This is a genomic window from Halobacillus faecis (assembly GCF_007991335.1).
Classification (GTDB): Bacteria; Bacillota; Bacilli; order Bacillales; family Halobacillaceae; genus Halobacillus; species Halobacillus faecis.
In genome coordinates this window covers 18,591-33,381 of sequence record NZ_BJYD01000036.1, presented here as the reverse complement: position 1 = coordinate 33,381, position 14,791 = coordinate 18,591, and the positions used below count along the sequence as shown (strand labels likewise).

Here is a 14,791-nt window from a genome sequence, read left to right as displayed (position 1 = left end):
CTGCAAAAAGGAATATCATTCATAAAGATCAAGAAGGAATCATTACCATCCTTACATACAACTCCCTTGCTTGTCCGGGCCATGTTCCGCACATACTACCATTGTCGTAGCTGAGTGAAAGCGAAAGGAGCTGAAGACGATGGGACGTAAGCGCAGCATGATGTCCGATTCGTTGAAAGAAGAGATCGCGAAAGAACTTGGGTTTTACGACAAGGTAGAAAAAGACGGATGGGGCGGCATTTCTGGGCGGGATGCCGGCAATATGGTAAAACGAGCAATTCAAATGGCAGAAGAACAAATGGTGAACAGCCAACAGTAAGCTTTTCCCCCTGGCGCTTGATGCTCCAGGGGCTTTTTCTTTTCTCGTGCCTCTCTCACCACCCCATCAAATATGGTACAATGCTTTCAGAATCATATGGAAAATGAGGTGCTTGCATGCAAATACTTGAAAAAGCTCCTGCGAAGATTAATTTGTCTCTCGATGTTTTACATAAACGTCCGGACGGATTTCATGAAGTAGAGATGGTCATGACGACTGTGGATCTTGCGGATCGCATTGAATTGACTCTTCTCTCTGAGAATGAAATCAAAGTGGAATCGGAAAGCCGTTTCGTCCCGAATGATGAGCGGAATTTAGCCTACCGTGCGGCTAAATTGTTGAAAGACCGCTTCGGTGTAACCCAGGGAGTTAAAATTTTCATTGAAAAGAACATCCCTGTAGCTGCTGGCCTTGCTGGAGGGAGCAGTGATGCTGCAGCTGTCCTGCGTGGTGTGAACCGGATGTGGGGGTTAGGTTTGAGCATGGATGAATTAGCCGAACTAGGATCTGAAATTGGTTCGGATGTTTCTTTTTGTGTGTACGGAGGAACGGCACTCGCGACGGGTCGAGGAGAAAAAATCCAACACCTTCCCGCCCCTCCACCATGTTGGGTAGTCCTTTCCAAACCAACGCTTGGTGTATCTACCCAGTCGGTATATAAGAACCTTAATTTGAGTGCTGCTGAGCACCCAAATACAGAAGCCATGGTGAAAGCACTGAAAGAAGGAGATTACTACGGCATTTGTAAGAACGTTGGCAATACACTGGAGGGTGTGACGCTGCAGATGCATGAGGAAGTCGGTCAAATCAAAGATCAGATGAAACAGGCGGGCGCAGATGCGGTTCTCATGAGTGGAAGCGGTCCAACTGTATTTTCCCTTGTTGAACACGATGCCCGAGCTCAGAGAATTTATAATAGCTTAAAGGGCTTTTGTACGGAAGTTTTTATGGTTCGTATGCTTGGATACAGAGAACCACTTGATAAATAACGTACGAATTTGTTATATTTAATGAAAACATTCGGATTTAGAGGTGTCTTTGTATGAAAAGAAGCGAAAGACTTGTCGCCATGACTCATTATATTCTCGATCGACCACGAGAGCTTATTTCCCTTCCTTTTTTCTCGGAAAAGTATGATGCTGCAAAATCATCCATCAGTGAAGATTTAGGAATCATCAACAAAATGTTTCAACATGAAGGAATCGGCTATTTAGAGACGATTTCAGGAGCAGCGGGTGGAGTGAAATATATCCCTGCTTTCTCAAAAGAAGAAAGTCATCGTTTCGTCGAAGAGCTATGTGAGAAGCTGGAGGACCCCGCGCGGCTCCTTCCAGGTGGTTATTTATTCATGAGCGACTTGCTCGGTGATCCGGAAACAACACGTAACATCGGTAAACTGTTCGCTTCTGCTTTTCGTGATAAAGACATCGATGTAGTCATGACGGTAGCGACAAAAGGGATTCCTCTCGCTTATGCCGTGGCCTCCTACTTAAACGTTCCAGTCGTGATTGCAAGAAGAGATCCTAAAATTTCTGAAGGTTCAACGGTAAGCATCAATTATGTTTCCGGTTCAACCAGAAAGATTCAAACCATGGTCTTAACAAAGCGGTCCCTGCCTCAAGGATCGAGGGTCTGCATCATTGATGATTTTATGAAAGCTGGAGGAACCATTAACGGGATGCGGAACTTGTTGATGGAATTCGACGCTGAATTAGCAGGAATCGGCGTGCTTGCTGAAGCGGAAGATGATGAAGAAGATCGTGTCGTGGACGATTATTTGTCTGTTGTACAAATTATGAATGCAGATGAACGCAAATCCTCCATCGAAGTCCGACCGGGAAATTTATTGGAGAATATATAAAAAATATAGTGGTAAGAAAAGCCCTCATCCTTTTGTATGAGGGCTTTTCTCATGGTTTCGCACCCGAATATACAGAATCATAAAAATTTTTTAGAAAAATTAGCAGGATTTTTTCCCGTTTTGTGGAATTTGTCTTACATAAGTTCTTTTGTATAAAAGGTGGTGAATCTAATGGAAGTAACTGACGTAAGACTGCGACGCGTGAATACCGATGGAAGAATGCGAGCAATTGCTTCTATTACCTTGGACCAGGAGTTTGTTGTCCATGACATACGGGTGATTGATGGCAACAATGGACTGTTCGTGGCGATGCCGAGCAAACGCACTCCGGATGGGGAGTTTCGTGACATTGCACACCCGATTAATTCAGGTACTCGTGGAAAGATCCAGGACGCTGTACTTGAAGCTTATCACCGTGCTGGTGATGAGGAAGAAGCTGAGGTGGAGTTCGAAGAAGCCGGCGCTTCCTAATACTTACGCACAACAAGAGTCTAACCGAACCAGGTTAGACTCTTTTTTTGTTCTTAGACCTTGGTTGGATTTCCGGCCATGTTCCTCCTCTAAATGTTGAAATACGTGTTGTATTGAGATATGATTCAAAGTGGATATTTAGGATGGAGGTACGTTCATGACTAATCGATATGCTGTCGTTCTAGCCGCTGGCCAAGGTACACGTATGAAGTCAAAACTCTATAAGGTTTTGCATCCTGTATGTGGAAAGCCGATGGTTCAGCACGTTGTCGACCAGTTGAATACATTAGATTTGCAAGAATTAATCACCGTGGTAGGTTTTGGTGCTGAAAAAGTCCAGGAACAGCTTGGTGAAGACAGTCATTACGTCATCCAGGAGGAACAGTTGGGAACAGGCCATGCTGTTTTGCAAGCGGATGATATTTTGGCTGATAAAGAAGGTACGACCGTAGTTGTCTGTGGTGATACACCATTGTTGACAGGTGAAACGCTGCAAAAGCTTCTTGATCATCATGATGCACAAGGAGCAAAGGCAACGGTTCTGACTGCACATGCTGAAGACCCACATGGCTACGGCCGTGTCATCCGTGGCGGAAATGGCCAGGTGGAACGAATCGTTGAACAAAAAGATGCATCTGAAGAAGAACAGGCGATTCAAGAAATCAATACAGGTACGTATTGTTTTGATAATGCTATGTTATTCGATGCACTCAAAAACGTCTCCAACGATAATGTTCAGGGCGAATACTACCTGCCTGATGTCGTTGAAATTCTGAAAGGTCAGGGCGAAACAATCAGCGCTTATCAAACGCCGGAGTTTTCGGAATCTCTAGGTGTCAATGATCGTGTTGCTTTATCAAAAGCAGAAAAGCTAATGAAACAACGGATAAACGAGCAACATATGAGAAACGGGGTTACGCTTGTCGATCCAGAACAAACGTATATTGGTCCGGATGTGACCATAGGAAGAGATGTTGTCATCTATCCTGGAAGCGTTCTGGAAGGGAAAACGACCATTGAAGATGATGCCCTTATTGGTCCACACTCTACGATTACAAACAGTCACGTAGGCAGTGAGACGACTATTAAGCAGAGTGTCGCTGCTGATAGTAAAATCGGATCTCGTGTACAGATTGGGCCATTTGCTCACATCCGTCCGCAATCGTCTCTAGGTGACGATGTGAAAGTTGGAAACTTTGTGGAAGTGAAAAAGGCTTCCTTCGGCGATGGAAGTAAAGCTTCTCACCTAAGTTATATCGGGGATGCTGAAGTTGGAAGTGGGGTCAACATCGGCTGTGGAACCATAACGGTAAACTACGATGGAGAGAACAAGCATTTGACGACGATTGAAGATGATGCATTCATTGGATGCAATTCAAACTTGATTGCTCCTGTCACCGTAGGAAAAGGAGCTTATGTGGCTGCGGGCTCCACGATTAACCAGGATGTCCCGTCCGAGGCTTTGTCGATTGCCCGTTCCCGTCAGACGAATAAAGAAGGCTATGCAAGTAAAATGAAATCGATCAAAAAAGATTAACGGAGGGTTCCATCCATGGCAACTGGATATAAGGATTCAAAACTGAAAGTATTCTCACTCAACTCAAATCCTGAGTTAGCGAAAGAGATTGCTGATAACATCGGAGTCGAGCTAGGTAAATGTACAGTCACGAGTTTTAGTGACGGAGAGATTCAAATCAACATTGAAGAAAGTATCCGTGGGTGCGATGTGTATGTTGTCCAATCCACATGTGAGCCTGTTAACCAACACATCATGGAACTCCTAATCATGATCGATGCTCTAAAACGTGCTTCAGCAAGATCAATCAATATTGTTATGCCTTATTACGGCTATGCAAGGCAAGACAGAAAAGCGCGTGCCCGTGAACCGATTACAGCGAAATTAATTGCGGATCTTCTTGAAACGGCAGGAGCTTCCCGCGTATTGATGCTTGATCTGCACGCGCCACAAATTCAAGGATTCTTCAACTTACCGATCGATCACCTTGTTGGTGTTCCGATTCTATCCGATTATTTTGAGGAGAAGAATTTTGAGGATGTTGTCATCGTTTCTCCGGACCATGGAGGCGTTACACGTGCACGTAAAATGGCGGATCGTCTAAAAGCCCCTATTGCGATCATTGATAAGCGCCGTCCACGTCCAAACGTTGCAGAAGTCATGAACATCGTCGGTAACATTGAAGGCAAGACCGCAATTTTGATTGATGATATTATTGACACAGCGGGTACCATTACTCTGGCGGCTAATGCTCTTGTCGAGAACGGTGCCAAAGAAGTGTTTGCTTGTTGTACGCACCCTGTTCTATCTGGACCTGCCATCGAGCGTATCGATAACTCGAAAATTAAAGAGCTTGTGGTTACAAACACGATTCCACTTGGTGAAGAGAAATCAAGCGAGAAAATTACAGAGCTTTCTGTAGCTGGCTTGATTAGTGAAGCCATTGTTCGTGTCCATGAGCGTCAATCCATTAGTATTTTATTTGATTAATTTTGAGTAATTAGGTTTAACTCTTGTTTTTAACGGGAAACTGAATTAATGATTGGTAAATTACTGGAGGTTGATTAATTTGGCTATTACATTAAAAGCAAATCAAAGACAAAATCTCAAGCAATCTGTAACCCGTGAACTTCGCCTGGAAGGAAACATTCCTAGTGTCGTATACGGGAAGGATAAAGAACCGATCACGGTTGCTGTTAACAGCATAGAGTTACTTAAAACCGTTCGTGATGAAGGTAAGAACGCGATTATCTCTCTTGATATTGATGGAAAAGACACCGTGGATGTCATGCTGCATGAATATCAAGTCGATCCTTTGAAAGATGAATTGATCCACGCAGACTTTTATATTGTAAACATGTCTGAGGAGATGGATGTTGAAGTTCCTGTACACTTAGAAGGTGAAGCGGCAGGAAGTAAAGAGGGTGGCGTTGTCCAGCAGCCACTTTACGAGTTGGCTGTCCGTGCGAAGCCGCGCGATATTCCTGAAGAAATCGTTGTTGATATTTCAGAACTGAATATCGGTGACAGCATCATGGTTAGTGACTTGAAAGAGTCCAAAAACTATGAGATTACCGAAGATGAAAATACAACGATTGTATCTGTTACTCCTCCGGAAGAGATGCCGGAAGACGAGCCGGATACAGATGCTGATGCTGAACCTGAAGTTATTAATGAGAAATCAGAGGATGCAGAAGAAGATTCCGAAGAAAAAGAAGAGTAATGGGATACACACGAAGGGCGTGGCCATGAGGGCGCGCCCTTTTTAATCGTTCACCTTTTATATTCCTGTGTTCATAAGTCAATCAATGGTGTTAAAGAAGCTTTATAACTGTTGATGGGCTTATGCTTTTAGTGTCCCCTCATTCACCCTTTCCTCCGGTTTAAGAATCCAGGTTAAGGGGATTGTATAAACACACGACAGATTAGGAGCAAGTTTTTGCATGGATGAAACGCATTTTGACATCTTTCCGCGTTTCCTTTTGATATAATGAATCAATAGTATAAAGACAGAAAAGGAAGTTATGTATGAAGTGTATAGTAGGACTTGGGAATCCAGGGAAAAAGTATGAAGACACCCGTCATAATATCGGGTTTATGATTATAGATGCATTGGCTTCACGAAATCAGTGGTCTTTGAGTCAGAAAAAATTTAACGGTTTATTCACGATGGAGCGTTTCAACGGGGAGAAAGTAATCCTTTTGAAACCTCAAACGTATATGAATTTATCCGGGGAAGCTCTCCGCCCTATGATGGACTTTTATGATATCGATATCGAAGATGTATTGGTGGTATATGATGACTTGGATCTGCCCCCAGGGAAGATTCGTTTGCGGAAAAAAGGCGGCCATGGTGGTCATAATGGCATTCGCAATATTATTGATCAGCTGGGAACAAAAGAATTTAAACGACTGCGTGTCGGAGTGGGTCGCCCGGAAGGTTCAAAAACAGTGATCGATCATGTGTTAGGTGGCTTCTCTAAAGAAGAACAAGGACCAGTAGAAGAAAGCATTGATTATGCGGTGAAAGCATGTGAAGCATGGATCGAGCAACCGTTTAACGAAGTAATGAATGATTTTAATGTGAGGTGACGGGATTACTGTGTTCGTATAACACTCCCGAATGACGGTAAAACTATCTACCATCAACCCCTCGAGGAGGATGGAAATGAAAATACGTTATTTTTGCCGCCATTGTGAAAATCAGGTCGGAGAATTAGATGCAAAACATGTGGATGTGTCCCAGTTGGGCTTTGATATCCTAAATGATCAGGACCAAGAGCAAATGGTTCATATGACTGCGAGTGGCGACATGGACATCAGGACCATTTGTGACTCGTGCAAAGAATCATTAGACGACAATCCACATTACCATGAGCTTGACTTTTTTATACAGTAAATCTTGATTTCTGAATCAATCGGAAATCTTGGTGGTGGAGGAATTCGTTATGCAAGGTATTAAGGATTATTTATTCCCTCAGGATGATATTCATTCTGTTGTCGAAGGCTTTAAAACAGGAATGAAGGAACAGATGGTCGCTGGGTTATCCGGGGCTTCAAGAAGCTTGATGGTCTCCATGCTTCAAGAGTCCTTGGAGCGACCTGTCATCATCGTGACTCATCAACTGATACAAGCACAACAATTGTATGAAGATATGCAAGAATTGACCGATTCCGAACAGGTTCATCTGTATCCGGTCAATGAATTGATTGCATCGGAAATCGCTGTTGCGAGCCCTGAACTGAGAAGTCAGCGTATCGACGCATTAAGTCAATGGCTGTCCCAGGAAAAAGGTATTCTGATTGCGCCTGTGGCTGCACTAAAACGAATGATGCCACCGAAATCTTACTGGGAGCAAAGTCAGCTCCCTTTTCGTGTTGGGGAAGAAATCAACCTCGATCAATACTTAGAACGCTTAGTGAACATGGGTTATGACCGAACAGAGATGGTTGCAACACCAGGAGAGTTTTCTTTACGTGGGGGAATCATGGATGTGTACCCACTGACCGCTGAGTTTCCGTATCGGATTGAGTTGTTCGATACAGAAGTGGATTCGATCCGGACGTTTGATTCCGAAACGCAACGATCTCATGACAAACTGGATGCGGTTCAAATCGGTCCAGCGACCGAACTGTTGCTCAAGGACGAGGATTTTGCCAGAGCCCATGATCGGCTGGAGAATGCCCTGAGCCATTCTTTGAAGAAATTGACCAAACAAGATGCGAAAGAGACACTCGCTCAAGTGATCGAGCATGATTTGGATCTTTTGAAAGCCAAAGACCATTTCCAGGAAATTTATAAGTATATTGGATATTTCTACGAGGAACCTGTCAGTCTACTAGACTACCTGCCTGAAACGGGTCTCGTCATTCTTGATGAGATGAGCAGAATCCAGGAAACGGCCAATCGTCTTGACCAGGAAGAAGCGGAATGGCACAACAGTATGCTGGAAGCCAATCAGACGGTACGAGAGCTTCATCTTTCATTTGACTGGCAGGATGCATGGATGAAGATCCAGCATCCTCGTCTTTATCTGTCCGTTTTTATGAGGCATATCCCTAATACACAACCACAGAATATTGTGAACATCTCGAGTCGTCAGATGCAGCAATTCCATGGGCAGATGAACTTATTAAAAAATGAAATGGATCGCTGGGAAAAGCAGGATTTCTCTGTTGTGATTCTTGCTCCTGATGAAAAAAGAAAGTCCAAGATTGAAGGTGTGCTTCGAGATTATGATATGGAAGCGGTTATTGCAGAAGGAGACGTCCAGCTTCCTTTAGTGAAACCGACGATTATCACAGGTAATATCAGCCATGGATTCGAATGGCCGATGCATAAGCTTGCGGTCATGACCGAAAATGAACTGTTCAAGAAACGAACCGCTAAACCGAAGCGCAAGCAAAAAATGTCGAACGCCGAGCGGATTAAAAACTATCAGGAATTGAAGGTCGGTGATTATGTCGTCCATGCCAGCCATGGAATCGGGAAGTATCTAGGAATTGAAACGCTGAAAATGGCTGGAAACCATAAAGATTTTCTGATGGTCAATTACTCTGGAAATGACAAGCTATATGTACCGATTGACCAAATTGATCTGATTCAAAAATATGTAGGCTCGGAAGGGAAAGAGCCGAAAGTTTATAAGCTTGGCGGCAGTGAGTGGAAAAAAGTGAAGAGTCGTGTCCAATCCTCGGTCGAAGATATTGCTGATGATTTGATTCAACTCTATGCTGAACGTGAAGCCTCCAAAGGGTTTGCGTTCAGTGAAGATGGAGAAATGCAAAAAGACTTTGAAGCGGCTTTCCCTTACGAAGAAACGGAAGATCAAATCCGTTGTATCGAAGAAATCAAATCCGATATGGAACGTGTGCGCCCGATGGATCGTCTACTGTGCGGAGATGTGGGGTATGGAAAGACAGAAGTCGCGATTCGTGCCGCTTTCAAAGCGATCATCGATGGAAAACAGGTGGCTTTGCTTGTACCTACAACGATTCTAGCTCAACAGCATTATGAGACGCTTCAAGAACGATTCCAAGGCTTTGGGATTAACATCGGCCTTATGAGCCGCTTCCGGACAAAAAAGCAGCAAAAGGAAACTACAGATCGTCTGAGGAAAGGTCTCGTCGATGTGGTCGTGGGGACACACAGAATTTTATCGAAAGATATGCAGTTCAAAGACTTAGGATTGTTGATCGTCGATGAAGAACAACGTTTCGGAGTTAAACACAAAGAGAAAATCAAGCAGCTGAAAAACAATGTGGATGTGCTGACATTGACGGCGACTCCAATCCCAAGAACCCTGCACATGTCCATGCTTGGGGTCAGGGATTTGTCCGTCATTGAAACACCGCCCGCTAACCGTTTCCCTATTCAGACGTACGTGCTTGAATATAATCCGATTTTCCTCAGGGAGGCGGTGGAAAGGGAGATGGCCCGGGGCGGACAGGTATTTTTCCTTTTCAACCGCGTAGAAAACATCGAACGGATGGCACAGCAAATTGCCGAACTTGTCCCTGAGGCGAGAGTCACTTTTGCCCATGGACAGATGAATGAGACAGAGCTTGAGAATGTCATGTTCTCCTTCCTTGAAGGTGAATTTGATGTGCTTGTCAGTACGACAATCATCGAGACGGGTGTCGACATTCCAAATGTGAACACACTCATCGTTTATGATGCCGATCGTATGGGCTTAAGTCAGCTGTATCAACTGCGTGGTCGTGTCGGAAGGTCGAACCGGGTCGCCTACGCGTATTTTACCTATCAAAAGGATAAAGTGCTGACAGAAGTGGCCGAGAAACGATTGCAGGCCATTAAGGAATTCACGGAGCTCGGGTCCGGGTTTAAAATCGCCATGCGCGATTTGTCCATTCGTGGAGCAGGGAACCTTTTAGGAGCACAGCAGCACGGATATATTGATTCTGTCGGTTTCGATATGTATTCCCAGATGCTGAAAGACGCAATAGAAGCGAAAAGGCAAGGAAAAGAACCGGAAAGTGTAAAGCCATTCCAACCGGAGCTTGATATGATGCTGGATGCGTATATTCCAGATGAATACATCGCAGATGAAAAGCAGAAAATTGACATGTACAAAGTATTCCAGGCGATTGAAACGGTTGAAGATATCCATGACTTGCGAGATGAATTGATCGATCGGTTCGGGGATTATCCGCAGGAGGTGGATAACTTGTTCCGTGTTTCTTCTATTCGACTTCAAGCAAAACGTTCACGAATTGAAAGCGTGACAGAGAAGAAAAAGAAAATCGAAATGCTGATGGAAGCCGAGCAAAGTCAGCAGATCGATGGAACCAAGCTGTTCGAATTCGCCAATCAATATGGTCGTATGGTCCAACTGGGGACGGAAGATTCCCAATTGAAGGTGACCTTCACATGGGATCGTAAGACAGAATTTAAACGATATGAGCTTGTTGAAGAATTTATCAGCAAACTTCCTGAGATGATGCGGGAAGTATCGACTGCTTGATCATACCTCATCCCTTAATAGGGATGAGGCTTTTCTTATTTTTAAGGCACCTCCACATTTCAAATCGTCCAGTTCCGGCTCCCAGACATTCGAGGTCATAAGTCAATCCACTCCATGGAGAAAGACAACTCCATTGCGTGTCTTGTCTTACGCTTGTCATGTCTAAACGGTCGCCTCCACATCCGGTTAAGTCCAGTTCCGGTGCCTAGCTTCTCGAGGTCATAAGCAAATCATCTTTGTGAGGAAAAAGCGCCTCACAAAAGCTGCTCTGCTTATGCTTGTCGAAGCTGCCCAAGGCACCTCCACATTCCAAGTTTACATTTTTTATGAAAAAATCCATCCAAAGGGTGTATAGGTTTTTATTGCTGAATCATACTATCTTTAATCACCCGCTTGTTCTGCTTGCGCTTCAACAGGTATAGATAGGCAGTCATCACAGAAAAGGAGGCAGCATAAAGAATGAAAGCAACTGGTATTGTACGCCGTATTGATGATTTAGGACGTGTTGTTATCCCGAAAGAGATCCGCCGTACGCTGAGGATTCGTGAAGGTGATCCTTTAGAGATTTTTGTAGACCGTGAAGGTGAAGTCATACTAAAAAAATATTCACCTATCAGCGAGTTGGGTGATTTTGCAAAAGAGTACGCAGAAGCGCTCAGTGAGTCTTTAGAAGCTCCTGTGTTGATATGCGATCGTGATGAGTATATAGCGGTGGCGGGAAGTGCGAAAAAGGATTATATGAACCGATCGATCGGGTCTAAGGTCGAAGAAGTCATGGATTCTAGAACAATGTCTTTTGAGAAACATCCGGAGCCGGTTGAATTGACTCGGGGTCAGGAAGAAGATGTGATCTCATATCTTATTTATCCTATCATTGCGCAAGGGGACCCCATCGGCTGCGTCGTCGCCTTCAATAAAGAAGGTTCTCCATTAGAAGACGGGGCCAGTAAAGCTGTTCAGACAGCCGCTAGCTTTTTAGCCAAACAAATGGAGTAGCAAGTAAGGTCAGATCCGAGCGGGTACGGGGTCTGACCTTTTCCTATGATATAATGAATGTTCTGAATACATATAAATGAGAAAGGGTCCAATATGACCAAATTACGTTCACGCTCTGTTTTACAAGGAGCATTCATCCTAACACTAGCCGGATTGATCAGTAAGGTCATCAGTGCGGGCTATCGTGTCCCGCTTCAGAACTTAACTGGAGATCTCGGCTTTTACGTCTACCAACAAGTGTATCCCATTCTCGGCATTGCCCTGATTCTTGCCTTGTACGGGTTTCCTGCCGCCATTTCAAAAATCGTCTCAGACATCGGCGATGACTCATCACCTCTATCTATCCCATCGTTTTATCTACCTGTTTTCTGGTGGGTGATGATGGCTTCTGGAATCATTTTTGTGACTGGATTTTTTTCATCTCCCTGGATTGCTTCTGTTATGGGAGATGAAAAATTAACAAAACCCCTGCAGACGGCATTTCTTGTCTTTCTGCTTGTTCCCTTTGTTTCAGTCGCTCGAGGCGCATTTCAAGGACATAATGATATGGGACCGACAGCTGTTTCGCAAATTATCGAACAAGTTTTCAGAGTGGGAATCATCATTGGTTCCGCTATTTTAGTCATGCGAGGGACGGACGTTTATACAATAGGAATAGGGGCATCCCTTGGGTCAATGGCAGGTGCAGTTGCTGCGTTTTCCGTTCTTTTTTATTGGTTGATGAAAAAGAGAGAGATGTGGACATGGCGAAGGTGGGACAAACACGTCTCGTATAAACGAACAATTTTTCTGCACGGCATTCTTATTTGTTTAAATTATATGCTGCTTTTGTCTTTGCAGCTTGTCGATGCATTGACAATGGTTCCGAATCTCCAAAAAGCAGGCGTAACGCTTGAGGATGCGCGTATGTGGAAAGGGATATTCGACAGGGGCCAGCCTCTCATTCAATTAGGGACGGTTCTTGCTTCTTCACTTGCTCTTGCTCTTATTCCTTCTGTCACCAGATCAAGGATGACTCAGAATCCTGATCAAGTGAAAAAGTCCGTCGTGAGTGCCGTGAAAATGACTGTCTTTCTTTGTGTTGGAGCAACGGCAGGGCTGATTTTCTTATTTCCTGCCATCAATCAGTCATTTTTTCAGGACGTTCAGGGAACAAGTGCATTAAGAATCCTAATGATCGTCATCCTTGGCAGTTCCCTCTCTATTACGCTCTCTTCAATATTACAGGGACTCGATTATATGAAACAAACGGCTATGATGATTGCGGGGGGGCTGATCATCAAGTGGGCTGGAAATATGCTCTTCATTCCTTTTTTGAGTTTACACGGAGCAGCAATCTCCTCAGTGATGGCTGTCGCTTTTGTTTTAATCGGAAATATCGTAACCTTAAGACATGAAGTTCCTTGGGGAAATTGGACCAGCCTTCCCTGGAAAGGGATCCTAATTTCTCTTGTAGGAATGATATTCGGACTATGGCTGGCTAAAATGCTTGCTTTTCTGATTTTTGATTTAAATGCACGGTTACCTTTACTTCTATACACGTTGTCTGTCTCAGGATTTGGTGCATTGATTTATGCCGTCCTTCTTCTACGAACAGGCAGCTTCACGAATGAAGAATTACATGTCATACCTTTTCGTAAGGTCGTATGGAAACTTTCGCCGAAAGGATTGGACCAATGAATACCATAACAATTATCGGACTTGGGGCTGCGGATTTGGAACAGCTTCCGCTCGGGGTCTACCGTGATTTGACACAAAATCACTCCCATCTCTATGCGCGCACTCTCGACCACCCAGTCATCCAAGCACTACAAAAAGAAGGCGTCACATTTGAAAGTTTTGATTCCGTATATGAATCCCATGATCATTTTGGAGATGTGTACACTGAAATCGTCTCCCGTCTTCTTACTCTTTCTCATGGACAGAATATCACCTACGTTGTGCCTGGACATCCTATGCTTGCTGAACGAACGGTGCAATTACTGATTCAAGCAAGGGACAAAGGAGAAGTCGCCCTCGACATTAAAGGTGGCCAGAGTTTCCTGGATGCTACTTTCACCGCGCTTGAAATCGACCCAATTGAGGGTTTTCAGTTTGCGGACGCTACAGATTTGAAACGGGAAGAGCTCCAATTTTTGAATCACCTGATCCTCTGTCAGGTGTATGATTCATTAATCGCATCGGAAGTCAAATTGACGTTGCTTGAAGATTTACCGGCAGATTATCCGGTGACCATAGTCACAGCTGCAGGGAGCGAACTCGAAAAGATTGTGACGGTGCCTCTGGAAGAACTGGACCGCCGCGTGGAAGTGAATAATCTAACTAGTGTTTATATCCCTCCTGTCAAAAAAGAAGTGCTCAATCACCGGTTTTTCCGCCTGAGAGAAGTCATTAAGATTCTGAGAAGTCCGGAAGGGTGCCCTTGGGATCGCAAACAGACGCACGAATCACTAAGGAAATATATGATTGAAGAAGCCTATGAGTTCATTGATGCCGTTAATCGCATGGACGACGATCATATGGTGGAGGAGCTTGGTGATGTGCTGCTTCAAGTCATGCTGCACAGCCAAATTGGGGAAGATGAAGGATTTTTTACAATCGACGACGTAATAGTATCCATAACGGAAAAAATGATCCGCAGGCATCCTCATGTGTTTGGTGAAATGACAGTGGATTCCTCAGATGAAGTGGTCACCAACTGGGAGGCCATTAAAGCAGAGGAAAAAGGGGAACAGCCTGATTCCATTCTAGATTCTGTTCCCGAGAGTTTCCCCGCCCTCCTTCAAGCGGAAGAGTTGCAGAAGAAAGCAGCTAAAGTAGGATTTGATTGGGATAACGTTGCTCCTGTCATTGAAAAGGTGGAAGAAGAGTGGCGGGAATTCAAGGAGGCCCGCGATTCTGGAGACCGTGAAGAGATGGAAAAAGAATTCGGAGACTGGCTGTTTGCCATTGCTAATCTTGCCAGACATTACAAGATCAGTAGTGAAAATGCGCTGCAGCGGACGAACCGCAAATTCAGAACCCGTCTTTCATCTATGGAAAAGGATGCACGCACAGAAGGGCAGCAATTAACAGATTACGATTTAGATTCGCTAGAGGAATTATGGGTAAAAGCGAAAGCAAAACATAAAGGAGCGGAATGA

General features: G+C 44.3%; 13 protein-coding genes. All 13 read left to right on the top strand.

Annotated elements, in window-relative coordinates; all coding sequences use genetic code 11:
* Positions 1 to 139: 139 nt before the first annotated feature.
* Positions 140 to 319, top strand: coding sequence for a small, acid-soluble spore protein, alpha/beta type (locus HFA01_RS17850; protein WP_146818736.1), 180 nt, complete (start codon positions 140 to 142; stop codon positions 317 to 319).
* Between the two features lie 116 nt (positions 320 to 435).
* A complete protein-coding gene (gene ispE / locus HFA01_RS17845) occupies positions 436 to 1,308 on the top strand; it encodes a 4-(cytidine 5'-diphospho)-2-C-methyl-D-erythritol kinase (protein WP_146818735.1) in 873 nt (290 codons plus the stop codon).
* Between the two features lie 53 nt (positions 1,309 to 1,361).
* Positions 1,362 to 2,180, top strand: coding sequence for a pur operon repressor (purR, locus tag HFA01_RS17840; RefSeq protein ID WP_146818734.1), 819 nt, complete (start codon positions 1,362 to 1,364; stop codon positions 2,178 to 2,180).
* 171 nt (positions 2,181 to 2,351) lie between these two features.
* Positions 2,352 to 2,651, top strand: a complete 300-nt coding sequence (spoVG, locus tag HFA01_RS17835; protein ID WP_075038302.1) for a septation regulator SpoVG — start codon at positions 2,352 to 2,354, stop codon at positions 2,649 to 2,651.
* Positions 2,652 to 2,808: 157 nt separating this feature from the next.
* On the top strand, positions 2,809 to 4,188 hold the full coding sequence (gene glmU, locus HFA01_RS17830) for a bifunctional UDP-N-acetylglucosamine diphosphorylase/glucosamine-1-phosphate N-acetyltransferase GlmU (RefSeq protein WP_146818733.1): 1,380 nt from the start codon (positions 2,809 to 2,811) through the stop codon (positions 4,186 to 4,188).
* 15 nt (positions 4,189 to 4,203) lie between these two features.
* Positions 4,204 to 5,157, top strand: coding sequence for a ribose-phosphate diphosphokinase (locus tag HFA01_RS17825; RefSeq protein ID WP_146818732.1), 954 nt, complete (start codon positions 4,204 to 4,206; stop codon positions 5,155 to 5,157).
* A gap of 79 nt (positions 5,158 to 5,236) precedes the next feature.
* Positions 5,237 to 5,890 carry a 50S ribosomal protein L25/general stress protein Ctc gene (locus HFA01_RS17820; RefSeq protein WP_146818731.1) on the top strand — a complete coding sequence of 218 codons (654 nt, stop codon included), beginning with the start codon at positions 5,237 to 5,239 and terminating at the stop codon, positions 5,888 to 5,890.
* A 305-nt stretch (positions 5,891 to 6,195) separates the two neighbouring features.
* Positions 6,196 to 6,759 (top strand): aminoacyl-tRNA hydrolase, encoded by a 564-nt coding sequence (gene pth, locus HFA01_RS17815; protein WP_146818730.1) that lies wholly within the window; start codon positions 6,196 to 6,198, stop codon positions 6,757 to 6,759.
* A 76-nt stretch (positions 6,760 to 6,835) separates the two neighbouring features.
* Positions 6,836 to 7,066, top strand: a complete 231-nt coding sequence (fin, locus tag HFA01_RS17810) for an anti-sigma-F factor Fin (protein WP_115824771.1) — start codon at positions 6,836 to 6,838, stop codon at positions 7,064 to 7,066.
* A 49-nt stretch (positions 7,067 to 7,115) separates the two neighbouring features.
* On the top strand, positions 7,116 to 10,652 hold the full coding sequence (gene mfd / locus HFA01_RS17805) for a transcription-repair coupling factor (protein WP_146818729.1): 3,537 nt from the start codon (positions 7,116 to 7,118) through the stop codon (positions 10,650 to 10,652).
* 459 nt (positions 10,653 to 11,111) lie between these two features.
* Positions 11,112 to 11,648: a stage V sporulation protein T gene (gene spoVT, locus HFA01_RS17800; protein ID WP_146818728.1), complete on the top strand. Its 537-nt coding sequence runs from the start codon at positions 11,112 to 11,114 to the stop codon at positions 11,646 to 11,648.
* A 93-nt stretch (positions 11,649 to 11,741) separates the two neighbouring features.
* The gene (locus HFA01_RS17795; RefSeq protein WP_146818727.1) at positions 11,742 to 13,328 is read left to right on the top strand and encodes a putative polysaccharide biosynthesis protein; all 1,587 of its coding nucleotides are present in this window, start codon (positions 11,742 to 11,744) and stop codon (positions 13,326 to 13,328) included.
* Entirely contained in the window at positions 13,325 to 14,791 is a 1,467-nt protein-coding gene (gene yabN / locus HFA01_RS17790; RefSeq protein ID WP_146818726.1) for a bifunctional methyltransferase/pyrophosphohydrolase YabN, read from the top strand. Before HFA01_RS17795 ends, yabN begins: the two co-directional genes overlap by 4 nt.